This is a genomic window from Spirosoma knui (assembly GCF_054780635.1).
Map to the genome: position 1 here is coordinate 23,686 of NZ_BAAGVY010000006.1, position 25,810 is coordinate 49,495.

The window sequence follows — 25,810 nt, forward strand, 5'->3', positions numbered from 1 at the left end:
TCTTACTGAACAGGTTTTGCTCTCAACTTGAGCTGATCACGACTTAACGTTATCATCCGGCCAATGGGTTTTCCATTTCGGTACGTTATGACACGTAAGGTAATCGGCCCTTCGGGAATCTTGATAGGCTGGGTGTATTTAGTCGAGTACCGACCTGGTACCGTATCATCGATCGAGTAAAAGATATCCAAATCAGGAATTTCGGTTTCCAGGATCGCCGTAAGATCGCCCTCTTTTGTGGTCAACGTTCTGACGATTGGATCATACGCACTACGGGCGTAATTCACCCCCGCCAGGTCGGCCCGAACAAACTGCGTTTCCATGCGGGGAATAAACCCTTCCCAGTTTCGTCTGCTTTTGGGCGACCAGTACACGTCCGCAAGCGCCCAGCTACGCGGGTAAGTCATGTATTCCGCATAGGGCAGCGTTGTTACGGCTTCCGTCCATAAATTGGCCTGACCACCGAGTATGTATTTCGCATCGACGCTGTCGGGTACGGGCTCGAAGTTGTAACAGGTTTTCAGACGTAGTGTACTGTAAATGGGCGGTTCGAGCGTAGGGTCACTCTGCATGTAGTCGATGTATACGTAGTTTGTTGGCGTCATCACTACGTCGTGACCCATTTTAGCCGCTTCAATACCGCCCTTCATGCCGCGCCAGCTCATCACCGTTGCTTCTGGAGCAATGCCGCCCTCCAGAATTTCATCCCAGCCGAGCAGCTTTTTTCCTTTAGTTTTCAGGATCTGCTCAACCCGCTTCATGAAATAACCTTGCAGTTCTTCTACATGCTTCATGTTCATCTTCTGCATCAGGGCCTGGCAGCCAGGGTCTTTCTCCCAGAAACCTTTGTAACACTCATCACCGCCAACGTGGATGTACTGATTGGGAAACAAGGCCGCTACTTCCGTGAAAACCTTATCCAGAAACGCATACACCTTCTCATCCGACGGATTCAACGTATTGTCGATAAACATTTTGAACGTACCATTCGGGTACCATTCCGAGAAGTTTGAGCCTGGATTGACCTTCGTGCTGGTGTCTTTCGAGCAGGATAATTCGGGGTAAGCGGCAATGGCGGCCATACTGTGCCCCGGCACATCAATCTCTGGTACAATCGTTACGTTACGTTCCTGAGCGTAGCGAATCACTTCTTTAATATCTTCCTGCGTATAAAAACCGCCATCGGTGGCAGGTTCGCCGGGTTTAGGCGCATCCAATCGGCCAAACTTACCAGTACGTGGTACGCGCCAGGCGCCTACGGAAGTAAGTCTGGGCAACGATTTAATTTCAATCCGCCAGCCATTGTCGTCAGTCAGGTGCCAGTGGAAAGTGTTGTACTTCATCCGCGCCAGCTCGTCGATGTAGCGTTTGACATCTTCTTTGGGAAAGAAATGCCGACTGACGTCGAGCATGATTCCTCGCCAGCCGAAACGAGGGTAATCGGTAATCTGCACAACGGGAGCCGACCAGCTTCTCTGCACCACCGTTTTGCTTTCTATCTCGGTTGGTAACAGTTGCAGCAGTGTCTGTACACCGTAGTACAGCCCTCCGGGTTGATTCGCCGAGATCATGACCGCTTTCGGAGATACTACGAGCGTGTACCCTTCTTTACCTAGCTGCGTATTTGGCAGCTTATTTAAGCTCAATTGAATGCCACTTGCAGCGGTTAACTTGCCTTGCCTAGTTTTAAACGCAAACCCTGTCGAGGTATTTAACTTTTCGGCAAGTCCTTCCGCAACGGATCGTATGGCTGGATCATCATAAACGATAGCCGATGCTTTTGTCAAGGCAAACGTACCCGTTCCAGGACGTACGTCAACGGGTTGGGGAATTAAATGAATCGGCTGATTTTGAGCGCTAGCTACAGAGATAGTCAGGCTCAAAACGAAAAAAAACAGTTTCTGCATGGGTATAAACCAGAAAAGAATTGGATTATTTGTCAGCTAACAACAGAAGATGTTTGACCAATGCGTCTACTACTGTTCGGTCAGGGCTGGCCGGGACGATACGTCTTTTCTATATGCTGCTGAACGTCTTCGGGGTAGAACCAGACCTCTTTAAACTTACCGGCAGCGTAAAGAGGAGCCTGATCCGTGAAATGAGGTGAGTTTGGCTGACTCTTCGCCCCTCCTGTCATGACAGAGCGCGCTTTTACCTTCTTGCCAAACTCCACAACCGCCACAAAGCTGTTTCCGACGCTGCCATAGCGTTTTTTGGTGCCGGGATACGAACGTGCGCCATAAGCCGCCAGCGACCCCCAGGCTGAAGAGGTAAACGGAACTGGAATGCTGGGCTTATTATCGTCGAAGGTTTCCTGAATATTACCCGTCAGTCGCTGGAATCGGTTTACGTCCCCCCAGGCTACCTGCCAGCTACCAAAGTCTTTCTCGAGTTGAGCCAGAACATCAGCTAAAGTTTTCACTTTCTCCTGTGCAGACGTACGACTGATGGTAAAGGCCGTGAAACTAAGATTGTCCAGCCGTTGGTCGGGTTGTACTCGCGAACGGGCCAGCCGCTGAATGGCTTCGCCCCAATAAATGGCGAGGGTCATACCGACGGAAGTTGCGCTATAGCATCTGTTCCAGCTACGTAACGTTTCAATCGCTTTGGGTAACTCTTTCGACTGCCCTTCGGCCTGGCCCGAACCGGTTTCGTAAGCATTCACCAATGCCGGAATCAACTCTTCAAAACCGGTCAGATAAGGATCATTAGCGGCCGCAATCAACGTATCGAGGGTAAAAGAAGACCGGCGGCTGAGTACCCGAACGGCGTTGATACCGCGGTAGTTTTCGGCGTCGGGTGCCATATAAGCTGGGTATTTTGCTTTATCTGGACTGCTGGGTCCTGAAACCGTGAACGGTGTTGAGTTGCAGTTCTGGATCCAGCCGCTGGCGGGGTTATGTACCTGAACGATCTCATCAATAGCGTGTAAGCCTTTCCAGTCGGTTTCCGGATTGCTGCCATCTACGGCTTGGCTCCAGTCGAATTTTGGGTTGCGTTTAGGCATGAAGTTGCCGTGCCAGTACGCAATGTTGCCTTTGCTATCCGCGAATACCGTATTGTTGGAGGCATTGCCATTGAGTTTCATCACCTGCTTGTAGCTGTCATAATCCGTAGCTTTCGTCCGCAGGAACGATTGCGATAAGGCGTTTAACGGATCGTTCATCATGCGCACCGTAATCCATCTGCCGTCTTTTTCGCCCACAACCGGTCCGTGGTGTGTCCGGTAGATGGTGAAATCTTTATGCAGGATGGTGCCCGCTTTACCGTAGGGCACGGTGCTCGCTTTAGCGTAGGGTAAGGATACGGTTTGAACCTGTACCGGCTTTAATGCGCTACCATGTTTGTAATAAAATGCATTGCCTTTCTTGATAATCGTTTCCAGGTACTCGTCCATGACATCGGCACTACTGGAGGTATGCATCCAGCCACAACGCTCGTTGAAGCCCTGATAAATAAAAAACTGCCCCCAGGTTACAGCGCCGTAGGCGTTCAAACCGGTTTTGCTCACCATCTGCACTTCCGACCGGAAATAGAACGACGTGTGTGGGTTAATCAGCAGCAGTGCATTTTTGGTGGCGCTTTTATTGGGTGCAATCGCGAAGCCATTCGAGCCGACCGGTTCGCGCTCCCGTTTATCAAAATCCTCGACCCAGGACGTCGACTGATCATGCGTATAAAACCCTTTGATGCGCTCTACTGGCACGGCGCTTATATTACCGCCAATGCTGCCTTCACTGAACATTAGCGGCATCCAGGGTTGAAAGCGCTTGAGTACCTTAGGCGTTACGTCTGGATGCGTGTAGAGAAAGTAGTTCGTGCCATCGGCGAAAGCGTCCAGTAGTTTCTTCATCCAAACCGGACTCTTCTTGTAGATAGCAATGGCCTGCGTGCTATCCATGAACAACCGGGCCCGCAGATCATGGTATAAAGCACTCTCCCCTTCTACCTCAGCCAGGCGACCAATAGCGTCGAGGTAATTCATTTCCACCCGATTGAAGTCGTCTTCGCATTGAGTGTACAGCACGCCAAATACAACGTCAGCATCGGTATTGCCGTAGATGTGAGGAATGCCCCAGGTATCGCGCGTAATGGTTATTTGGTTAGCCTGCTTTTTCCAGCGGGCAATTTCGGCGGGTGTAAAGGGTTGGGCATACGTACCGATTAGGTATAAACTGAAGATCAAAGTAAAGAAGTGTCTCATTGGTCAGGATGTATCAAGTCAGCGAAAGGAAGAAAGATAGCTAAAATGTCGAATTTCGACGTAGTTCATCGCTAAGCTCCAATGCGAACACCTCTGTAAATCCAACAAAAAAAGCCCTCATATTACAAATGAGGGCTTTTCTAAACGCTTCGGAAGTCGTTACGCTTCTGCGGTAGCTCGAATCAGCGAGCCGTTGCTGGACACCCGTTCGGGGACTGGCTCAACGGTAATAATGACAAACTTTGACGTTGGCGTATTGCTGATGTAAGCCACGCTCGCCATGGGTACCAAGGCGTTTGCTTCTGGATAGTAAGCCGCTGTGTTTCCTTTCGGTATGTTGTACGGAATAGCAATAAATCTTTCAATTGTTCGCTGCTGGCCCTCGAAATGGCTGGTAATATTCACCAACTGACGCTCGGCAATACCACGGTCGTTCATGTCCTGCGCATTCATGAAAATCACCCGCCGTTCGTTGTAAACACCTCGGTACCGGTCGTTGTAATCATAAACTGTCGTATTGAACTGGTCATGGCTCCGAATGGTCATCAGCACGAGCTGATCCGGGGCAATATCGTGCATCACCATATCGGTTACGGTGAAATTAGCCTTACCGTTTTCGGTCGTAAAGTTGCGTTCGCGGGGCCCATTCGGCAGGTAAAAACCGCCCGGCTTACGGATCTTTTCGTTGAACTTATCGAAGCCCGGTATAATCCGCGCTATAGAATCGCGAATGCGGTCGTAGTTTTCGGTGAAGCCGATCCAGTCCGTTTTGCTGCGTTCGCCTAAAGTGGCAATGGCAATGCCCGAAATGATGGCGACTTCGCTAAGCATTTCGCCGTCGAGCGGCTTCAGCACGCCTTTACTCTGGCTCACTACGCCCATCGTGTTTTCGCAGGATGTAAACTGCTGACCGGAGCGCTGCATGTCAATGTCGAGGTGAGTCAGGCAAGGTAGAATCAAGGATGTTTCGCCCGTAACCAGGTGGCCCCGGTTTAGCTTTGTGCTGATAAACACGGTGAGTTGCTGCTTACGTAATGCCTCGGCCACAAACTCCGTATCGGGCGATGCCGACAGGAAATTACCTCCCAAACTGATAAATACCCTGGTCTTCCCTTCATGCATCGCTTTGATCGACTCGACCGTGTCAAGCCCATGTTCGCGAGGTGGATCAAAGCCAAACTCCGTTTGCAGTGCATCCAGAAACTCTTTGTGCGGACGCTCCCAAATCCCCATCGTTCGGTCACCCTGTACGTTCGAGTGACCTCGTACGGGACAGAGCCCGGCACCGGGTATGCCAACAGCACCTTTCAGGAAATGCAGATTGATAATCTCCTGAATGCTCATGACGCCGTTTTTCTGTTGCGTAAGGCCCATGGCCCAGCACGTAACGATTTTCTGCTTAGGAGCAATCAGGTCAGCTGCTTCGCGGAGTTGATCTCGCGTAAGGCCGCTCATCTGCTCAATGTCTTCCCAACGCGTATTCCGGATATTCTCTAAAAATTCATCGTAGCCAGCCGTGTATTCCTTGATAAAGGTGTGATCAATGACTGTTCCCGGATTTTGTTCTTCGGCAGCGAGCAGGTGCTTCATTATTCCTCGCAAAACCGCCATGTCGCCGTTAATCTTCACCTGAAGGAACAGATCGGCGATGGGTGTGCCGTGACCAAGTAAGGTACTAACGGCCTTGATCGGATTCATGAAATCCTGCGGATTTTTGAAGTGACTCAAACCCGCTTCGTGCAAGGGATTTACGGCGATAATCTTAGCCCCATTTCGCTTCGCTATCTGCAAAGCGGTAAGCATACGAGGGTGATTTGTACCGGGATTTTGCCCCATAATGATGATTACCTCGGCCTCGTGGATGTCGTTGAGCGTTACCGAAGCTTTCCCTAATCCTATCGTCGGACTTAAAGCCGAACCGCTGCTCTCGTGGCACATATTCGAGCAGTCGGGTAAATTATTCGTTCCAAACTCGCGTACGAAAAGCTGATACAGAAACGCGGGTTCGTTGGGTACTTTTCCCGATGTATAAAAAACGGCTTCATCGGGCGATTGCAGGGCGTTGAGCTTACTGGCTACTAACTGAAACGCTTCGGGCCAGGCGATTTGCCGATAATGCGTATCGCCGGGACGTAACGCCATTGGATGCGTCAGACGACCTGAGTTATTCAAATCCCGGTCCGTCATGTGCGACAGATCGACCAGACTATGTTTCGCGAAAAAATTAGGGTCCGCCCGTCGGGAGTCCGCATCAGAGGCCGTGGCTTTAGCTCCGTTCTCACAAAATTCCGCGAAGGAGCGATGCCCGTCCGGATCAGGCCAGGCGCAGGACGAACAGTCGAAGCCGTCTTTTTGATTCAATTTGAGTAAGGCATGCGTTCCCCGACCAACTCCGGCTTCACCCCAGGAGAATTCAGCCGACTTCAGTACGGCAGTCAGACCTGCCGCTACCGTTGCGGGTTTACCTAATGTAAGCCCTAATAACTCTTCCGGTGGCTGAGCCAGCACTGGGTGTCTGTCTTTAGCGCCCAACGTATCAGGCGCAGGCAGTACCTGTTTGTCGGCGTCGGGTTTTCCCAGTGGATCGTAGTGATCGTTGGTTATCTCGGTGCCCTGGTTGGGACGGTCGCCACTTTGCGGCTGGTTCGTAGCAGACTGTTTAGCCGGATCACTTGGCTTATGCTCATTATTAGGCGACTTTTCCATAAAAAACGAGAACTGGTAAGCATGGACGGCAACCGTTCCGTTAAAGCATACGCCGTACCGACACGCCTAACAACTGGGAGTTGCCTGAAAACTAGAAAACAGTACGTAAACGCTTCGTTTCTCCAAAAGGATTTAGAGAAACGAGATTTTAAGCCCATTTAAATGGAATTAGCTTTCGTCGGCCGGCTCCGCAAATACCGGCAGAACCGGATAGGGATCCTGATCGATTAATCCGCGGGGGCCATGTGTCTCGAAATACGTAACAGAGGCCGCCCCTGCCCTACTTAAAGTTTCCAAACTTTGCCGGGTCCACGTAGCACCAAAATCGGTGGCCTGACGAGGGTCAGCCGGTGGCTTCCGCGGGAGTGTTTGTACCTTTGCGTCGGGGTTGAAGCGGGGACGTAAGGTGATGGGCGATATATGAACTGGCTTTCCGCCCGACAACTCACGCGCCGACCGGACGGTATCGGCCTGAGCCGCTACGTTCTCCAGCAGCGTCTGATCGTCAAATGCGTGCACCTGTGGGTTGATGGAATACGTAATAAAGTCGACCCGACTAAAATCAAACCGACGGCGGTTTAAATCGACAAAATTGGCATCCGTTCCCCCGCCGAGCTTCACATCGGGCAACTGCTCCCGAAATAGCGAGATAATCTGACTCAATAGCGCATCGTCCGTAGTCCAGGTAGTCGCGTTAAACAGCGAAATTGTGTAAAGAGAGAGATTCTGTCCCTGAACAATGTCAATCAGCTGTTGAGCCTCACTTCGTGCGTCCTGGCCAAAAAACAGAGCTAACTCAAGGGGTATGTTTAACAATGCTGAGTCGTGTTGCGCGCTTAATAGCGTTGTTTTCCAGTTTGCATCCGAAAAAAATACATCTGCCCGTAAGTGCGAAAAATTAGCCCTTCGTAAAAGTTCAGCTTCGGCTGGGCTTAAAGGCGGCCCATCTGCCCGGTACCCTACCCCTACCCGCGGCATTACACTCGGCTTTGTGGCAACGACTGAGCTGCGTTGATTGATCTGGGTAGCAACCAGTGCCAGTGCATGTAGCGACAACTGAATCGGTCGGAAGATGATCTGCTGGCGAACTTCGGTACCGGGCTGTATCTCAACCGGGATAGGACGTTCAAGCGGAGTCGAATACGTTTTGTAGGAGGCATCGGTCCAGTTCCGTTGGTCTTCAGTCTCGAAAACATCGCCTTCAAAGGCAACGCGAAACTCTTGACCTGATGCCATTACCCAATTCATGGCACTGATGTTGAAAAAAGGCTGGTGGGGACTGATGAGGTCGGGGAAGGTCGATTGAGTTTTCTGTCCATCCGGACTTTCGATCAGGCAGGGTTGACCCGCTACGCCCTCGATCGGGTGCAATACACAAAACCCGATCCGGTTCCGCCAGAACGTATTGTGGGCTATTCCAGAGAAATTGAACATAATACTACCATCCAGGTGACCATCAACCTGAACGTGTCCCTTCATGTTAGGTCCTGAATCACCCGTTTGCCAGTTGTATCGAATTTGGAACGTATCGCCACCATCCGTTATAGATTCGTCAGAAATGGCTACAGGAATGGTATTCCAGTCCTGATCGCGCAGGGCAAAGTAGACCATACGTAGCACCTCTTCGCCATTGGCTTTAAATGTACGTACAGTGCCGTTATCGTAAGAAACCTGAATAGGTCCAGCGTTCAATTGCATTCGTGAATCCGTTTAGGGCTGAGTTTAGGATGAAATATGAGTTCTTGTCAGGCCATTCATCCCATCGGAATTACTCCTTAGGTAAGAGCGCGAAGGATATGTTCTACTAACGACCCGCCAAAAATGAGTAAACATGCTACACCTGTTCTTTTTCGGATAGCTGGCAAGACGAGATTACCTAAAAACTAAAAGCAGGCCAAACCATACCGATTGAATTAACCACCCTATATTATGAAAAAGTATATTGTTTTAGCTGGTCTTTTGGCGCTTCAGGGGCTGGCATTCGGTCAAAAGCCGTTTGCGCATGGCCCGTTGAAAGTGTCTGATAACAAGCGCTTTCTGGTTCATCAGGACGAAACGCCGTTTTTCTATATGGGCGATACGGCCTGGGAGCTTTTCCACCGCCTGAACCGCGAGGAGGCCGATCGATACCTGAAACGCCGGGCCGAGCAGGGATTTACAGCCATTCAGGCCGTGGCGCTGGCTGAACTCGACGGCCTGAACGACCCCAATGCCAACGGCGACAAGCCGCTCCTGAACAACGACCCGACTACGCCCAATGAAGCTTATTTCACGCATGTTGATTATATCGTCGACAAAGCAGCCGAATACGGCCTTGTTATTAGTCTACTGCCAACTTGGGGCGATAAGGTGAATAAGAGTACCTGGGGCAAAGGACCGGAAATCTTCAACGTACAGAATGCCCGCGCTTATGGCCGTTACGTCGGTAACCGCTATAAGAATCGCCAGAACATAATCTGGGTTGTTGGTGGCGACCGCCAGCCTCGGGATGGTTCGCAGGACGTTGCCATTTGGCGGGCTCTGGCCGAGGGCGTTCAGGAAGGCGTTGGCGGGGCCGAAAAAGCCCTGATGAGTTATCATCCCCAGCCCAATAAACTCGAAGACGGTGGCTCGTCGAAGTGGTTTCATCAGGATAGCTGGCTAGACTTCAACATGCTTCAGAATGGTCACTGCCGCGATACACCGACCTACGACAAGATCGCGTTTGTGTATACCAATCGGACACCGGTAAAGCCCGTTATGGACGCAGAACCTATTTATGAAGACCACCCCGTCTGCTTCAACGTAAAGGATTTGGGTATATCAAATGCGTATGATGTCAGGAAGTATGCCTACCTCGATTTGTTCGCGGGAGCGCACGGTCATACGTATGGTTGCCATGACATCTGGCAAATGTACGCGCCTGGTCGGGAGTCGGTTAATGGAGCGAATATCGCCTGGTCCGAAGCGATGGAGCTACCTGGTGCAAACCAGATGAAATTTGTTCGCAAACTGATCGAATCCCGTCCCGTACTCGATCGCATTCCCGATCAGTCGCTGATTGTAGAGAATGAATACGGTCCCGCTGAGCGTATCCAGGCAACGCGTGGAAAAGACTATGCCTTTATCTATACATCGGCCGGAAAACCGTTTACGGTTAACATGAGCAAGGTGTCTGGTAGCCAGATAATAGCCTACTGGTTCGATCCGCGCAAAGGTGAGGCTGAGCAGGCTGGATCATTTAGCAACAAAGGACAGCAAAAGTTTTCTCCACCTTCAACCGGCTACGGCCAGGATTGGGTGCTTATCCTTGACGATGCTGCCAGGCAGTACCCCATGCTAACCATAAAACCCTGATCGGCGTACCTGGCTAAGTGGCGCGTTTACGGCATAGGGTTCAAAACTTTACTGTTGTGTCGCTTCGTTCATTGGCATACGCACAGTCCGATGAACGAAGCGTACGTCGATCTGACGACTTGTCCTTCAAGCATAGGTAAAGAATCAGTTTGCGAAATGCAGGCCCCTAAAATGTATGAATTTATAAAGAGATGACACACAGTTATTTCGTGCGTATATCTCAGAGAAGATACAGTTCTAAATAACGTAATAATTGCTTTAAAGGCCCGGCGACTGAGTAAGTTCGTCGGGCTTTTTAGCAGGTTCACTACTGTTTTTAGGCCGTTCGTCACTTAACACCAAAATAACCTGGAAACTGCGAACTATCTTTGAGTTTCCAGAGTTCACCTCGTAAAAGTTCTATTTCCGAATGAAGGAACGAATCTTAGTAGAGGCCGAACGGCTATTTTGGAAGTACGGTGTCCGGTCGGTAACGATGGAAGATATTGCTAAGCGGCTAGGAATTTCAAAGAAAACAATATATCAGCACTTCACCGACAAAGAAGATATTCTCTATCAGGTAATTCAGGCGAAAACCAATCAGGATAAGGCCGAAGTGATGTGTATGGTCACAGAAGCCGCTAACCCCGTCGAGGAAATTCTGGTTGTTCTCGATGTTATGCGCAAGCATACTGATCAGGTAAACCCGAACCTGTTAATCGACATACAGCGGCATTACCCGAAAGCATACTCCGCTTTCCGGGAGCATAAAGAAACTCATATAATGCGGTCTATTCTTGAAAATATCCAAAAAGGCGTCAATCAAGGATTGTACCGATCTGATTTAAATGCGGAGATTTTGGCCCGTATGCGAATTGAGCAAATTGAACTGTCATTCAACAATGACATATATCCACCCGATAAGTACGCCATGCTGGATGTACAGCGAGAATTGATGCATCATTTCGTGCGTGGAATGCTTACCGAAAAAGGCTTCACTATCTACAATGAGTTCGTGCGTAAAGAAGAACGAGTACAACCTGATTTAATATGAAAGCAAGCACTACTATTCACATCCTCGCCATTTGGCTGTCGGCGGGTTCGCTGAGCCTGATGGCGCAGGTACCTACGCAACCGTCGGTTGGTCAGCAGCCAACCGGTGCTGCCGCTAGTGGCCAGCAACCCGGTGCGCAGCAGGCCGCGGGTACTGGGGCCGTTGTGGCACAACCCGGCATCACACCAGGTACAGGGGTTGCTGTACCGTCTCAGCCTGGGGTTAATACAACGGGTGGTACGCCAACGCTAAATGCATCTGAAGGGCCTGTAAACTTACAGCCAAACGTTATTTCAACGTTCAACTCGGGTTTAGGTCTCGCCCCGTCCGGATTAAGACCATCGAGCCAATCGGGAACAGGACGCTCATTTACGCTTCAGGAAGCCATCGACTTTGCAGTTCGGCAGAACATTAATATACGTAATGGCCAGCTTGACGCCGTGAGTGCCGAAGCGCGTATTCGGGAGATTAAGGCCAGTGCCTTGCCCCAGATAGCTGCCAGCGGATCGTTGACTGATAACCTGATCATCCAGAAAGCGTTCTTACCGGCCAACTTTCTTGATCCAACCGCCCCGGCTGATGCGCCTTCGGTAGCGCTGCCGTTTGGCGTAAAGTATTCAGGAAATGCATCCGTCAGCCTAAATCAGGTTATTTACAGCGCCAGCCTGAACGTTGGCCTGCGTGCCGCAGCAACGTACCGTGAACTGGCTCAACGTAACTTGCAGGGAACGAAAGTGACGGTCGCTGAACAGGTAGCAAAGGCCTATTACGGCGTGTTGGTTGCCGTGGAGCGGGCCAAATTGCTCGATTACAACATCGGCCGTCTGGATACGCTGTTGAACGAAACGCAGGCGATGAACAAGCAGGGATTTGTGGAACGGCTGGACGTACAACGTCTGGAAGTGCAGGCCAACAACCTACGCGCTGAACGCCAGAACGTACAGAACCTGATTGACCTAAGCTATACTCTATTGAAGTTTCAGATGGGATTGGGCGTCAACGATGAGATAACCCTGGCCGAGCAGTTGCAGGATCGCACTGTCGAAGAACTCCGGCCCCTGATTTCGCCTGATCCGACATTCCAGTACAGTAGCCGTATTGAGTATTCGACGCTGGAATCGCAGATCAAACTGGCGCAGCAGGATATTGAGGTGACCCAAAAAGGATACTATCCGTCGCTGGCCGCATTTATTAACTATGGGTACAACAGTGGACGTAACGTATTCAGCCAGCTCATCAGTGCGCCCTGGCTTAACTTTTCAACGGTTGGCCTGAGTTTGCAAGTGCCTATTTTTGATGGTTTCCTGAAGAAGTATCAGATTGAGCAAAAGCGCGTTACGTTGCAAAAAGCCCAGAATAGTGGTGAACTGTTACGTAACTCCATTGACTTACAGATCCGGCAGTCGAGTATTACGCTGAACAACGGGTTGCAAAGCCTCCAGACACAGCAACGTAACCGCGACCTAGCTCAGGAGATCGTTCGCGTCACTCGTATCAAATACCGAGAGGGCGTTGGCTCAAGTATCGAAGTGCTGAACGCAGAAGCCTCCTTACGCGAAGCCCAGACGAATTACTATGCCTCTCTGTACGATTTTTTTATTGCTAAAGTTGATCAGGATCGTGCGCTCGGTCGGCTTTACACTGGAAACTAAACTACATCATTAGAAAACTTTACCCATGAAAGCATATTACGCTATTGCCCTTACCACTTCCCTATTAGTAGCTTGCGGGGGCGAGAAGAATTCGAACGACTTGCAAAGCAAACGCGACGAGCTAGCCGAGCTGAAGTCGCAGCAAACGGAACTAGCGACGAAAATAAAAGCGCTGGAAACCGAAGTAGCCAAGGCTGATCCGAAGAAAACCGAAGAAGTACGGTTGAAAGACGTAACAGTAGCGCCAATCGCGGCAACCACGTTCAAGCATTTTGTTGAACTACAGGGTACGATTGATGCAAAAAATAATGTACAGGTTTCGCCTAAATCGGGTGGTGTTGTTACGGCGGTTTACGTGAAAGAAGGCGACAACGTCCGGGCTGGCCAAACGATTGCCAAGATTGACGATCAAATTCTGCGCGAGTCCATAGCTGAAATTAAAACGCAACTGTCGCTGGCTAACACTGTCTTCGAAAAGCAGGCAAATCTCTGGAAGCAGCAGATCGGTACAGAAATTCAATACCTGCAAGCTAAAAATAATAAAGAGTCGCTGGAGCGCCGGTTAGCTACGCTGAATGCGCAGTTGAGCCAGTCGAACGTAACGGCTCCCATATCTGGTGTGGTTGATCAGGTGAACGTGAAGATTGGCCAGTCGGCGGCACCGGGCGTTGGACTAGTACGTATCGTCAATCTGTCGCAGCTGAAAGTGATTGCGAAAGTAGCGGATACGTATTCCGGTAGCGTTCGGAAGGGCGATGCGGTTATGATTCGGTTGCCAGATCTGAATAAGGAGCTGAATTCGCGTATCTCGTTTGTGTCAACAACGGTAGACCCGCTGAGCCGTACGTTTACAATTGAGGCTCCCCTACCATCTGACAATTCGCTGAAGCCAAACATGCTGGCGCAGGTAAAAATCAATGACCAAACGCAGGGTAATGCCATTGTGATTAACCAAAACCTGATTCAAAGTACCGAGAATGGTCAGCTCGTTTATGTGGCCGTCAATGAAGGAAACAAAAAAATAGCGAAAGCTCGGACCGTTAAAACGGGCCAGGCATACGGTGGCAAAATTGCAATTACGCAGGGTTTGCAAGCAGGCGATAAAGTGGTTACGGCGGGCTACCAGGATCTGGTCGACGGGCAACCGATTAATTTCTAGTGATCAGTTATTAGCACATAGTCATTCATTGTACTGTCAACGAATGGCTATGTACCGACTCAATGACTAACTAATGACCTTACATTATGAAATTTGAACAGTATAAAACCCTCGGCTTTACCAATTGGTGTGTCGAAAACCGGACGGCGATTTACATCTTCACCTTCCTGATTACGCTTGGCGGACTGTTCGTCTATAACAATCTGCCTAAAGAGCAGTTTCCGGACATCAAGGTACCGCAGGTATACATTAACACCGTGTACGTTGGAACCGCCCCCGCTGATATTGAAAATACAATCAATAAGCAGATTGAGAAACAGCTGAAATCAGTTTCGGGCGTTAAGCGCATTAAGTCGAATGCGTTACAGGACGTATCAGTTATTCTGGTTGAGTTTAATCCCGATGTTCAGTCGGCAGAGGCCCTGCAACGGGTTCGCGATGCCATCGATAAAGCGAAACCCGATCTGCCGCAAAAGCTAGATTCCGGCCCCACGGCGCAGGATGTCGACTTCTCAGAAATGCCAATCATGAATATCAACATGGCGGGTAATTTCTCTCTGAAACAGCTGAAAGAATACGCAGAGGATTTGCAGGACGTAATAGAAGGTATGCCCGAGATTCGGCGCGTAGACATTATCGGTGCGTTGGAACGCGAAATCCAGATTAATGTCGATTTGCCACGCATGCAATCCGCAGGCTTAGCTTTCAGTGACATCCAACAAGCCGTTCAGGGTGAAAACGTAAACGTATCGGGAGGTGAACTGAACGTCGACGGTGTTCGTCGGACGGTGCGCGTAAAAGGTGAATTTACTGATGTGGCCCAACTGCAAAACCTGCAGATACGTACGGCAACCGGTGCTACCGTGCGATTAGGCGATATTGCTCAGGTCCAGGATAACTTCGAAGAACAACAGGACTTTGCTCGGTTGAACAACAAATCTGTTGTTACGCTGAACGTCATTAAGCGGGCAGGTGCCAACCTAATTTCAGCGGCTGACCGAATCGAAGAAACCATTGACGAGTATAAGGAAAGTCGGTTCCCCGAAGGTTTAGACGTCAAAATTACAGCCGATCAGTCGGAGCGGACACGCGAAAACGTCAACGACCTTATCAATACGGTTGTGCTGGGCTTCATCTTCGTGGTGTTGGTTCTTATGTTCTTCATGGGGGTTCGCGATGCCATTTTCGTGGGGCTGTCCGTACCGCTTTCAGCGTTAGTTGCGTTCGTTCTGATGCCTGTTCTGGGGCCGATGGTGGGAGCATCGTTCACGCTGAATACGATGGTTCTGTTTGCATTCCTGCTGGGCTTGGGACTTGTGGTAGACGACGCCATTGTGGTTATCGAAAACTCACACCGGCTTTTTAACGAGAACAAAGACTGGAATATCCGTCAGGCAGTGAAAGCGGCCGCTGGCGAAGTGTTCGTTCCTGTATTGTCTGGTACGTTAACAACGATTGCGCCATTTTTCCCGTTGCTGTTCTGGCCCGGTATTGTCGGCGAATTCATGAAGTTTTTGCCGCTGACGCTTATTCTTACCCTGTTTGCTTCGTTGTTTGTTGCCTATGTGATCAACCCGGTTTTCGCCGTTACGTTTATGAAACGGCATGAAGACGACAATCATGAAAACAGCCAAAGCTTCCAGGAAATTAAGCGACCATTGATCATCATGACCGTTTTGGCGGGTGTTGGCTACGTAATAGATCGAGGTATTGGTAACCTGTTTGTGTTGTTCATTATTCTGTATGTGTTCAACCACTACGTTCTGACGCCAAAACTGATTGTACCTTTTCAGGAAAACTTACTGCCCCGACTTAAAAGTGGATACCGCAAGCTCATTTCGTGGATATTAACTGGCTGGCGGCCTGTATTTGCCATCCTTGGTGCGTTTGGATTGTTGATTCTAACGTTCATCATCACCGGTATTGCCAAGCCAAAAGTGTTGTTCTTCCCCAGTGGTGAGCCGGACTATATCTACGTCTACAACGTAATGCCGGTAGGTACAGATGCGCGCGTGACTGATTCTGTCACACGGGTGATTGAAAAGCGGGTGTTCAACGTTTTGGAAAAGAACCAGGCTATGGACATCGTGAACTCCGTTATTTCCAACGTCGGTAAGAACGCCGGTGATCCTATGAACCCCGATCGGTCGGCAACCCCGCAAAAGTCGAAGGTTACAGTAGCGTTTAAACCGAATGAAGAGCGGCATGGTATCTCCACTGATTCGTTACTGAGCAAGGTACGGGTGGCTATGAATGGTTTGCCCGGTACGGAAATCTCCGTAGAGCGTGAGTCCAACGGTCCACCGACGGGTAAGCCGATTGCTATCGAAATCGCTGGTGAGGAGTTCGACGAACTCGCGAAGCTGGAAAAACAAATCCGGCAGAAAATCAACCAGGCCGGTATCAAGGGTATAGATCAGTTAAAATCTGACCTGATTACGAACAAACCCGAAATTGTGGTCGATATCGACCGAGACAAAGCCGAACGTGAAGGTATTTCATCCGGCCAAGTGGCTATGGCGATCCGAACGGCTTTGTTCGGTCTGGAAGTATCTAAATTCCGGGATGCCAAAGACGAATATCCAATCATGGTTCGTCTGAAGCCTGATGATCGCAGTCAGATCGACCGCTTACTGAGCCTGAATGTTGTTTACCGGGATATGGCCATGGGAGGCCAGTTGCGGCAGGTACCCATTACGTCGGTCACGAACATTAGTTACTCGACAACGTTTAGCCAGATCAACCGGAAAAACCAGGAGCGTTTAGTTACGCTCAGCTCCGACGTAGTACCTGGCTACAACGCTAACCAGATTGTGGCCCAGATTCAGCAGGTCATTAACGAAATGGAGGTGCCGAATGGCTACGCCGTCCGAATTGGTGGTGAGCAGGAAGACCAGCAGGAGTCAATGAGCTTTTTGGGTTCGGCTTTCATGATCGCCTTGCTGTTGATCTACCTGATCATGGCTACGCAGTTTAACTCTGTTGTGAAGCCTCTGATTATCTTCGTAACCATTCTGTTCTCTCTGATTGGCGTACTGCTTGGCTTCGTAATTTTCAATAAAGACTTCTCGATTATCATGTCGGGTGTCGGAATTATTGCGCTGGCTGGTATCGTGGTTAAGAATGGTATTCTGCTCATTGAGTTCATTGAAGAGCTACGGGGTCGTGGTGTTCCACTCCGTGAGGCCATCATCGAAGCGGGGGGGATTCGCTTGACCCCTGTATTGCTGACAGCCTCAGCGGCCGTGCTGGGCCTGATTCCGCTGGCGCTGGGTATTACGGTAGACTTCGTAGGCTTGTTCCGAAATTTCGACCCGCACCTGATTGTTGGTGGCGATAGTTCGGTATTCTGGAATATTCTGGCGTGGACCATTATTTTCGGTCTTACCTTCTCAACCTTACTAACGTTGGTCATTGTACCGTGTATGTATTGGATTAATGAGCGTATCCGGATGAAATGGTTTGGAAAGAAAGATCCCGCGCTGGAAATGAGAAAGCAGGAACAACCGGAGGAAGAGTTGGTCTAAAAAGCTAAGAATTAAACACAAAAGGCGTAGAGCGAAAACTCTGCGCCTTTTGTGTTTGCCTTTTACACGGTACCCCGAACAAACTATAGTCTACCAAGTTTACTACACACTCGCAACTGGCATTATGAATCGTACCGCGTTTTTATTTATTGTTCCTATTTTTCTGCTGCTGATCGATGTTTATGTGTATCAGGCTATAAAAACGCTTAGCCGGTCAGCGAGTGAAAGCACACAGCGAACAATTACCCTTATTTACTGGGGATTTACGGCCTTGAGCTTGCTGCTCTACGTAGTCATGCAGCTACTACCGCCTGACTCGATAAGCCGCAACACACGGACGTTTCTGTGGGCAAGCATTGCTATTCCTTATTTCTCAAAAATCTTCGCCGTACTCATCATCCTCATCGACGACATCGGCCGGTTTTTCCGATGGGTTGTTTCGCTGTTTTACAAACCCGAGGTACGTGAAGCGGTTGAAGATACAACCCGGAAGACACTGCCCGCCACCGATACCATTTCGCGTTCTGATTTTTTGATGAAAACGGCCTTAGTTGTCGGAGCTGTACCACTGGTTGGCTTTTCCTGGGGAATCTTATCGGGTGCCCATGACTACCGCATCCGACGTATCAAATTGCCGATGAAGAACCTGCCTTCCGGCTTCAATGGGATGACCATCGCCCAAATTTCGGATATTCATTCGGGTAGCTTTTTTAATAAAACCGCCGTGCGCGGTGGCGTCGATTTACTCTTAAAGCAAAAACCGGATCTGGTATTCTTCACGGGTGATCTGGTGAACAGCCACGCTGAGGAAGTAAATAGCTATATCGACGTATTTGATAAGGTGAAAGCCCCGCTGGGCGTGTATTCGACCCTGGGTAACCATGATTACGGGAAGTACGTACAGTGGCCAAATGCCCAGGCTGAGCGGCAGAACGTATTAAACGTCATTGCGGCTCACAAGCAAATGGGCTGGAATATTCTGCTCGACGAACACAAAATTCTGGAGCAGGGGGGCGACAAAATTGCCTTGATCGGCGTGCAAAATTTGGGCTTCGGACCAGCCGCGCTCCGGGCCGGAAACCTGGCCAAAGCGTATCAGGGCACCCAAGACTATTCGGTTAAGCTGTTGTTATCTCACGACCCTACCCACTGGGATGCTGAAGTCAGGCCTAAATACCCGGATATTGACGTTCAATTTAGCGGACACACGCACGGCGCGCAGTTTGGTGTCGAAATCGGTGACGCTCGCTGGAGCCCCGCGCAGTACTTCTACAGACAATGGGCGGGCTTGTATCAGGAAGGCGATCAGCGCCTGTACGTTAATCGGGGATATGGCTACATTGGTTACCCCGGCCGGGTTGGCATCCTGCCCGAAATCACCATTTTCGAACTCGTGAAAGCCTGATCACGACAGACAACTCCGAACAGTAAGTCTGAACTATAAACAGATACGGTTATTCTTGTTAGATTGGGCTAACTATTTAGTTCATCGAGCAGTTACGCAATTCGGTTAATTTAACTACCAAACAATCTATGAAAATCGTTTTCATTACCGGTCTTTCTTTATTCATGTCCTTGTTTTCGTTTCTAACTCCTGAGAAAGAAGAAACGAAAATTCCAATCTGCCACACGGCTGGCAACGACATGTCGGCTATGGCCGCAGACCCCGCTTTTCAGCAGTTGCACGTAGCACCCCTACCCTTCACCTACAAAGGCGCGGGCGACATGATTAAGTTTTCGACGCCCGACGGTCAGCAGGCAAACGGGTTTCTGTTAAAAGCGAAGAAACCGTCCAACAAATGGCTGCTCGTTTACCAAGAGTGGTGGGGCCTGAACGACAACATTAAGCAGCAGGCAGAAACGTTCTACAACGACCTGAAGGACGTTAACGTACTGGCCGTGGATATGTATGATGGTAAAGTAGCCACTGAGCCATCTGAAGCGGGTAAATTAATGCAGGCTGCCAACAAGGACCGGCTCCAAAGCATCATGAAAGGGGCCATTGCCTACGCTGGTCCGAAGGCTGAGTTTGCCAGCGTTGGCTGGTGCTTTGGCGGTATGCTGTCCTTGCAGTCGGCGATGCTGGAAGGTAAACAGGCTAAAGGATGCGTGATGTACTATGGCCGACCTGAGCAGGATGTTGAGAAGCTAAAAACACTCGATACCGACGTACTGGGTATTTTCGGCAGTCAGGACAAAGGCATTACGCCGGAGTCGGTAAAGCAGTTCGAAGAAAATATGCAGAAGGCCGGTGAAAAAGTGACCGTCAAAATGTATGATGCGGGCCACGGCTTCGCCAACCCAAGCAATCCTGTTTATAACAAGGAAGCTGCGGCTGATGCCTATAAACTGGCGCTCAATTACTTAAAAGGTAAATTGAACGCCTAGGCGAAGCCTAACCTACCTATCGGCGTCCCCGCTGGCACTAAACCGCCGGAGGGGACGTTTTTTATATAGTCGGTTAAACCTTTCGTCAGCTGGTTTGTCTATAGTAAACAGTTGACGACAAAACGGTATCAATTATGAAAACGATAAAACTAATGCCGCTTCTGACCGCAGTTCTGCTGGTTATGGTGATGGCAAGTTGTGGACCGTCTTACGTAGGAGTTGGTACTACCCCTCCACCGCCACCGGGTTATTACGGTCCCCGACCGTATTACGGCTATAGTTACGGTCCTAGACCCTATTATCGTCGTCCACCGGTAATTGTGCAACGCAGAACCTACGTTGTTCCTCGCTATAGTCCCCGTTATAACAATCGGCCCTCTTACAACCCAAACGCACGGGCTGGTGGCTACGGTAATTACCGGGGCAATAACGGCCGCTCGCGTGGGCCAAGATAAACTGATCATATACATTCTGAAAATACCGACTCAATAGGGTCGGTATTTTTTGTTTATACTTATATGGCCCCACGAACGAACCGAGTATCCAGCGTTCTACAGGATTTCAGACCCGGCGACTGGTTCGAAAACCGAATTGAACTGTCGTGTAGTGGCCTACATCGCGCTCGACGCGCCGGAATCAGCGGAACAATTGCCGACGGTGCCGAATCCATCGTGCTGTCTGGCGTGTACGAAGATGACCAGGATCTGGGCGACGTAATCTGGTACGTTGGTCATGGCGGGCGCGATACTAAAACGGGCCATCAGGTGGCTGATCAAACGCTGGATCGTTATAATCTAGCCCTGATGCGTAGCTATGAAACGAAGCGACCGTTACGTCTGATCCGGGGCGCTGGCTTACGTAACGAATTCGCACCAGAAACCGGCTACCGGTATGAAGGGTTATATTGGATTGAACGTGCCGATCGGGTTAAGGGTAAGTCGGGGTACTGGATCTGGCTGTTTAAACTCGTTCAGCTAAAAGCAGGAGCGGTGTAACCAGAGATGGCACATTGTTTGTTCACGCATTAGCGGTTGTAGTTTGCGTGTACAGCACGTAATCCCCGGACGTAATGCGTGGGCAGTGATCTGCTGGCAAATTGTACAGGTAAACCCAACAGTTAAGAACCTGGTCTCTGTCTCTGGATTGAACGGGAATGACAGTACGGATATATTCGTTAGGTTGCTCAAAAGCGTTACCCACGCCCTCGTACTCGTCCAAACGGGCCAGAATGGATTGGTAGTGCTGCCGGATGTCGTATATGGACCCGTAAACGACTGTGGGGCTGTCAGGCTGATATACTGCGCCGGGATAGTCTCCTAGGTTGTACAAGGAGCCCCGAAATATACCCTCGCCAACGTATTGACTGTTCTGACGGAGATAGTCCGCAAACGGGTTTACAAAAGCTGGCCGTAACGTACCATACACCAGTAAGTATTCGGGAGTTATAGACATACAGGACCTTACACGAAAATTTTTACCAGTTTAGTGACTAACCTAACGGATTTATCGTTTACCATGAAACGGCTGCACGCTATGAAAAACACAAAGGTACTTCTAATGATTGCTGCATCCCTGGTGCTGGTTGAGGTGCCCATGGAAACAATGGCCTCTAGCACCAAATCGTCAACGGAATCAACCTCGATCGGACGTAAGCGGAAAGGATACAAACCCAAGCGGGGAGGCTTGTTTAACACCGGTCTTTTCCGCAAGAAAAACCCCTGTGGTTGCCCAAATCATTAAGCAATTGTTAAGAAATTGTATTTAAAATATAGCTAGGCCCTTATAAGGGCCTTTTTCGTTTTATTAGTTGTAAATTTCTGTGTTTCAGCGTAAAATTTTGTACCTTTGCGGCTTAATTGCCTGAACCAGAATTCATCAGATTTTGTCATAGAAGTGATTCTGTTTCATAGCCTTACTTTACCAACACAATCCGGCAACTCTGTTCGAGCAGGTGCATGCCGGCGGCCCGGCGTTCCGGTTTAAAGATTGTATGCAATCAATTCGCAACATAGCAATTATCGCCCACGTTGACCACGGCAAAACGACACTGGTTGACAAAATTATTCACGCGTCAAAGCTCTTTCGGGACAATCAGGAATTCGGCGACCTGATCCTCGATAACAATGATCTGGAACGGGAACGTGGCATCACGATCGTTTCGAAAAACGTATCGGTACGTTACAAAGACGTTAAAATCAATATCATCGATACCCCAGGCCACAGTGACTTTGGTGGTGAAGTGGAGCGTGTATTGAAAATGGCCGATGGCGTTTGCCTGCTGGTCGATGCTTTTGAGGGCGCTATGCCACAAACGCGCTTCGTGCTGGGTAAAGCCCTGCAACTGGGTCTGAAGCCGATTGTAATCGTTAATAAGGTTGATAAAGAGAACTGCCGCCCTGAGGAAGTACACGAACAGGTATTTGACCTGATGTTCAACCTGGGTGCAACGGAAGATCAGCTGGATTTTCCAACGGTTTATGGTTCGTCGAAACAGGGCTGGATGGGTCCGGACTGGAAAACACCAACTACCGACATTACGTATCTGCTGGATACGATCGTTGAGCACATTCCGGCGGCTCCCCTGAACGAAGGGCTGCCCCAGATGCAGATCACATCGCTCGACTACTCGGCGTTCGTGGGCCGGATCGCGATTGGTCGCGTACACCGCGGTACCTTGAAAGAAGGTGCGAACATGGCATTGGTGAAGTCGGACGGTTCGATCAAGAAAGTTAAGATCAAAGAACTGCAAACGTTCGAAGGTCTTGGCAAAATGAAGGCCACCGAAGTTCCTTGCGGTGATATATGTGCAGTGACGGGCCTGGAGGAGTTTGAGATTGGTGACACACTCACGGATATCGAACAACCCGAAGCCTTAGCGCGTATCTCGGTGGATGAGCCGACGATGAACATGTTGTTCACGATCAACAACTCGCCTTTCTTCGGTAAAGAAGGTAAGTTTGTTACGTCGCGCCACCTGCGTGATCGTCTCTACAAAGAAATTGAGAAAAACCTGGCGCTACGCGTTGAGCCAACCGATAGCGAAGACCGCTTCCTGGTTTATGGCCGGGGTATTCTGCACTTGTCCGTACTGATCGAGACCATGCGTCGCGAAGGCTACGAGTTGCAGGTAGGTCAGCCGCAGGTATTGTACAAAGAAGATGAGGACGGCCGTAAGCTGGAGCCTGTCGAAACACTGGTTGTTGACGTACCGGAAGAAACGGCGGGTAAAGTAATCGAGCTGGCAACGCAGCGCAAAGGCGAGTTGCTGATTATGGAACCGAAAGGCGATTTGCAGCACCTGGAGTTCGAGATTCCATCGCGGGGTCTGATCGGGCTGCGCTCGAACGTGCTGACCGCTACGTTCGGTGAAGCGGTAATGAGCCACCGGTTTAAAGAATATCAGGAGTACAAAGGCCCAATCCCCGAGCGGATCAATGGTTCGCTGATCTCCATGACGAGCGGAGCCGCTACGGCGTATTCGATCGATAAACTTCAGGATCGTGGTTCGTTCTTCATCGAGCCTGGTGATGAGATCTACGCGGGTCAGGTTATCGGCGAGCACAACCGCCAGAACGATATTGTGGTGAACGTAATAACGGCTAAGCAGCTGACCAATATGCGGGCCTCGGGTTCGGATAACAACGTCAAGATTGCGCCGAAAATCGCCTTTTCGCTCGAAGAATCGATGGAATACATTCAGAAAGATGAGTATCTGGAAGTAACGCCAAAGTCGATGCGGATTCGCAAAATTTACCTGGACGAAAACGAGCGGAAACGCAACCAGAGTAAGTTTGCAATGGCCTAAACAGTTTGAAGCCCCGACCTGCGTCGGGGCTTCTTCGTTAAAAACTAACGCCCATTCGCAATGCCAGCCGGTTATAAATCCGGGTTTCATCGCGGCTGATGAAATTGCCCGTGATGGGTTTCTCTACCGACGCTTCCTGCCGCTTATAACTTACGGACAGTACGAAGGCTGAACCCGTTGGTCGCCCCACTCGAAGACCCAGGCCCGGATTTATCATCCAGCCGCCCTGCGTCTCGTAACCCGTGGAGCTTTTATTGAGCCAGGCAAACGAATAGCCAGCGTCAGCGATCCCAAATAAGCGTACATTTTTGCGGGGATGCCGGACAAAATCATACCGGATACCGGCCCCAACGGGTAGCAGTAACGCAGCTTTATACCAGTCGATGCCGAATATGCCCCCAACGGCTAACTGCCGCGTTAACTGAACGCCGTTGAACGTCTGAGCCGTCACGCTAACCTTGTTCTCCACCGTTTCATTGATGCTGTTTTGGTTCATTGAATAGGCTACTCGGCCAAACAAGCCTCCGAACTCGGTGTAGTTGACAAACGGGTGGCGAGGAATTGTAATCTGACCCCAGGCTACGTTATGGCCGCTCAGCATCCATCCCAGTACGATAAGGAGCCGTAGATTGATTCGGTTCATAAGGATCGACAGCTTAGTAGTATGAAGGGCGACTGACCGGGATTTTGCTCAACAGACGTAGCTGACGCGGATTCTGATAATCGTACTGATAAAAACCGTCGGAGCCGATCATAAGCAGTGTTTTACTGGCTGACGTAGTACTGCCTAACGGTATTACGTCGTACGCATTCATGCCTTCAATATGTTGCAACTGGTTTTTGTCGATGTTCAAAACGTCGCTGGCGTTAAATGACTTCAGTCCGTAAGCACCCTCGCAGATGAATAGGTTCGGATAATCGACACCCAGTCCGTGTGGATTGCGCATGGGGTAGCTTTTGAGCAGGCGAGGACTTGCTACGTTTGTAATGTCAACGACGTCTAATTGATTGGTGAAGCCCTGGCAGACGGTTCCGGAGCGTAGTGTTACGTAGGCTGTGTTGCCGTGTACCACTACGGGATCGCAAACGCGGGCATGTTCAAAGACGGACAACCGTACAGGCTTTTCGGGGTTCGTATTGTCATAAATGTGCATACCCGTTTGCGAACCAATGAACAGCTTGTCTTTGTACGGGAAAATTGTTTCAATGCCCCAACCCATCTGAATTTTATTGCCGATCTGCGGGTCTGCCGGATTCTGCACATTAAATAGCCGCATTTCGGCACTATTGATGGTGTAGAGGTATTTATCGTACAAGGCAAAACGGGCCATTGACCCAGCCACTCCACTCGTGGGGTTGACGGTGTTCGCATCGGCGCTGGCCATCATCCCAAAGCTCAGCCACCCATTCCAGATTTGTCCGGGCGAAGGACCTTCATCGCAGTTTGTCGTAATTGTTTCGGTGACGTAATCGACTTTCTGGTCGTAAATTGTTTCTTCCTGTGCATTATAGGACCAGTATCCTCCTTCAAACATGCCGCTCGGAAAAACACCATCGACGCGCTTCACCAGCTTGATGTCGTTGGTGTTGCTAATGTCGAATGCGAGCAAATCCATGTAGCTGTCGGCGTATAAAATACTGTTCCGAACGGCAATGTCGCCATTACCGGGTATGCGCAGGAAAGCTACTTGTTTCGGGTTGGTAGGTTCGCGATTGTCGATGACATGAATGCCTTCTTTTTGCTCATTAATGAACAGGAAACCGTCTTTCGTGTAAATTTTACCGGGTTTAACCAACGAACGGGGACCCTCTGTTCCTATACCTTCACGTATTTGAAAAGTGGTATAGTTTACGGGTGAATACCGGCGATACGTTCGGGTTTCTTTACAATGATCAGTGCAGCCCTGTAAACAGAGCAAGGGCAAAAGCAGGAGAGTATACAGTCGTTTCATACAGATCAGAGAAGTTAGACACCTCCCTGACCCTCACTATGGTACAAT

General features: G+C 49.8%; 18 protein-coding genes. 11 read left to right on the plus strand and 7 right to left on the minus strand.

Annotation, left to right across the window (positions count from 1 at the left end):
• Positions 1–2: 2 nt before the first annotated feature.
• The 4 genes from ACYVIY_RS14145 to ACYVIY_RS14160 form a co-directional block, all read right to left on the minus strand.
• On the minus strand, positions 3–1,907 hold the full coding sequence (locus ACYVIY_RS14145) for a beta-N-acetylhexosaminidase (protein WP_460977011.1): 1,905 nt from the start codon (positions 1,905–1,907) through the stop codon (positions 3–5).
• Between the two features lie 80 nt (positions 1,908–1,987).
• Positions 1,988–4,204, minus strand: a complete 2,217-nt coding sequence (locus tag ACYVIY_RS14150; RefSeq protein ID WP_460977012.1) for a penicillin acylase family protein — start codon at positions 4,202–4,204, stop codon at positions 1,988–1,990.
• A 159-nt stretch (positions 4,205–4,363) separates the two neighbouring features.
• Positions 4,364–6,910, minus strand: a complete 2,547-nt coding sequence (locus tag ACYVIY_RS14155) for an FdhF/YdeP family oxidoreductase (protein ID WP_460977013.1) — start codon at positions 6,908–6,910, stop codon at positions 4,364–4,366.
• Between the two features lie 168 nt (positions 6,911–7,078).
• The gene (locus ACYVIY_RS14160; protein ID WP_460977014.1) at positions 7,079–8,608 is read right to left on the minus strand and encodes a hypothetical protein; all 1,530 of its coding nucleotides are present in this window, start codon (positions 8,606–8,608) and stop codon (positions 7,079–7,081) included.
• Positions 8,609–8,839: 231 nt separating this feature from the next.
• On the opposite strand from ACYVIY_RS14160, the gene ACYVIY_RS14165 reads away from it, so the two are divergent.
• From ACYVIY_RS14165 to ACYVIY_RS14205, 9 genes are all read left to right on the plus strand, one after another.
• Positions 8,840–10,246 carry a glycoside hydrolase family 140 protein gene (locus ACYVIY_RS14165; protein ID WP_460977015.1) on the plus strand — a complete coding sequence of 469 codons (1,407 nt, stop codon included), beginning with the start codon at positions 8,840–8,842 and terminating at the stop codon, positions 10,244–10,246.
• A gap of 409 nt (positions 10,247–10,655) precedes the next feature.
• The gene (locus ACYVIY_RS14170) at positions 10,656–11,279 is read left to right on the plus strand and encodes a TetR/AcrR family transcriptional regulator (RefSeq protein ID WP_460977016.1); all 624 of its coding nucleotides are present in this window, start codon (positions 10,656–10,658) and stop codon (positions 11,277–11,279) included.
• Positions 11,276–12,931 carry a TolC family protein gene (locus ACYVIY_RS14175; protein WP_460977017.1) on the plus strand — a complete coding sequence of 552 codons (1,656 nt, stop codon included), beginning with the start codon at positions 11,276–11,278 and terminating at the stop codon, positions 12,929–12,931. The genes ACYVIY_RS14170 and ACYVIY_RS14175 overlap by 4 nt, the downstream gene beginning before the upstream one ends.
• Before the next feature lie 25 nt (positions 12,932–12,956).
• Positions 12,957–14,090: an efflux RND transporter periplasmic adaptor subunit gene (locus ACYVIY_RS14180; protein WP_460977018.1), complete on the plus strand. Its 1,134-nt coding sequence runs from the start codon at positions 12,957–12,959 to the stop codon at positions 14,088–14,090.
• An 86-nt stretch (positions 14,091–14,176) separates the two neighbouring features.
• Positions 14,177–17,617, plus strand: coding sequence for an efflux RND transporter permease subunit (locus tag ACYVIY_RS14185; protein ID WP_460977019.1), 3,441 nt, complete (start codon positions 14,177–14,179; stop codon positions 17,615–17,617).
• A gap of 124 nt (positions 17,618–17,741) precedes the next feature.
• Positions 17,742–19,022, plus strand: coding sequence for a metallophosphoesterase (locus ACYVIY_RS14190; RefSeq protein WP_460977020.1), 1,281 nt, complete (start codon positions 17,742–17,744; stop codon positions 19,020–19,022).
• A 128-nt stretch (positions 19,023–19,150) separates the two neighbouring features.
• Positions 19,151–20,005: a dienelactone hydrolase family protein gene (locus tag ACYVIY_RS14195; protein WP_460977021.1), complete on the plus strand. Its 855-nt coding sequence runs from the start codon at positions 19,151–19,153 to the stop codon at positions 20,003–20,005.
• Positions 20,006–20,139: 134 nt separating this feature from the next.
• Complete coding sequence (locus ACYVIY_RS14200; RefSeq protein ID WP_460977022.1) at positions 20,140–20,460, plus strand: hypothetical protein; 321 nt, start codon at positions 20,140–20,142, stop codon at positions 20,458–20,460.
• A gap of 63 nt (positions 20,461–20,523) precedes the next feature.
• Entirely contained in the window at positions 20,524–21,000 is a 477-nt protein-coding gene (locus ACYVIY_RS14205) for a YDG/SRA domain-containing protein (RefSeq protein ID WP_460977023.1), read from the plus strand.
• A 22-nt stretch (positions 21,001–21,022) separates the two neighbouring features.
• Here the strand turns inward: ACYVIY_RS14205 and ACYVIY_RS14210 are convergent, their stop codons facing one another.
• Entirely contained in the window at positions 21,023–21,457 is a 435-nt protein-coding gene (locus tag ACYVIY_RS14210; RefSeq protein WP_460977024.1) for a gamma-glutamylcyclotransferase family protein, read from the minus strand.
• Positions 21,458–21,538: 81 nt separating this feature from the next.
• Here ACYVIY_RS14210 and ACYVIY_RS14215 point away from each other — a divergent pair, with 81 nt between their 5' ends.
• Entirely contained in the window at positions 21,539–21,745 is a 207-nt protein-coding gene (locus ACYVIY_RS14215) for a hypothetical protein (protein ID WP_460977025.1), read from the plus strand.
• Positions 21,746–21,995: 250 nt separating this feature from the next.
• The gene (typA, locus tag ACYVIY_RS14220) at positions 21,996–23,810 is read left to right on the plus strand and encodes a translational GTPase TypA (protein ID WP_460977026.1); all 1,815 of its coding nucleotides are present in this window, start codon (positions 21,996–21,998) and stop codon (positions 23,808–23,810) included.
• Positions 23,811–23,847: 37 nt separating this feature from the next.
• Here typA and ACYVIY_RS14225 read toward each other — a convergent pair whose 3' ends face one another.
• Both ACYVIY_RS14225 and ACYVIY_RS14230 read right to left on the minus strand, forming a co-directional pair.
• On the minus strand, positions 23,848–24,453 hold the full coding sequence (locus ACYVIY_RS14225; RefSeq protein ID WP_460977027.1) for a hypothetical protein: 606 nt from the start codon (positions 24,451–24,453) through the stop codon (positions 23,848–23,850).
• Between the two features lie 13 nt (positions 24,454–24,466).
• The gene (locus ACYVIY_RS14230) at positions 24,467–25,762 is read right to left on the minus strand and encodes an LVIVD repeat-containing protein (protein WP_460977028.1); all 1,296 of its coding nucleotides are present in this window, start codon (positions 25,760–25,762) and stop codon (positions 24,467–24,469) included.
• Positions 25,763–25,810: the final 48 nt, after the last annotated feature.